Origin of the sequence: Campylobacter troglodytis (genome assembly GCF_006864425.1) — a bacterium.
Lineage (GTDB): Bacteria > Campylobacterota > Campylobacteria > Campylobacterales > Campylobacteraceae > Campylobacter_D > Campylobacter_D troglodytis.
Genome location: NZ_QHLI01000194.1, coordinates 1 through 783, shown reverse-complemented (window position 1 = coordinate 783; position 783 = coordinate 1). Strand labels below are relative to the sequence as shown.

Sequence of the window (783 nt, the reverse complement as noted above, 5' to 3'; positions counted from 1 at the left end):
GATGATAAAGATAGCTTGTCAAATTCACAAAATGAGATTTACACCATAGATACAGAGCAAGAAATAATGCTTAAAGCCTTTGTTTATGAGGAGCAAAAGATTTATGTGGCACAAAATAAAAACAAGGTATATGCTAGTAATGAAAAACCCACCAATATTCTTGCCCAACAAGGAAACATAAGCAAAGATATAGAACTTAGTGCGCAAAATAGCGATAATATTCGCTGGGCTTTTAAGATAGTAGATGGAAGCTATCTGGCAAAAGATAAAAAGCACAGAAGAAGCAAAGCCTTTGAGTCCCTTGGCAAGCTCATAAAATACAATGAAAATTTACAACAAGGCTTTGACGAGACAAGCTTAGAATATAAAAATATCAAAGAACTTCCCCTAGAAATAATGCTAAAAAATTGCATACAGCTGCCTTATAAATCGCAGACTATAAGGCTTAGTCTTAGTTCTTTATTCGATGAGGATTTGCTTGGAAATTCAAAGAAAGAAGATGAGTCCGAAAAAGAATATGAGGCTAACAAAGAAACAAAACAAGAAGAAAATGCCAACAAGGAATCAAATAAAGAAGAGAATACTGGCAAGGGAATAAAGACAGAAGATAAGAAAGAAACAAAGAAAGAAGATAGAACGGATAAAGAATCAAAGAGCGAATATGAAACTAAAAAAGAATCAAGCAAAGAAGAGAGGGCTAAAGAAGAAATAAAAGAAGAAACACAAAGCAAACTCATAAACAAAAATATAATCTTCTTTGCCTACGATGAAAGCCTTGGGATA

1 protein-coding gene is annotated in these 783 nt (G+C 33.2%); it reads left to right on the top strand.

Features of this window, described 5'->3' with window-relative positions; genetic code table 11:
- Nucleotides 1-783: hypothetical protein (locus tag DMC01_RS14205; protein WP_221887173.1), on the top strand; the 783-nt coding region annotated here is incomplete at both ends.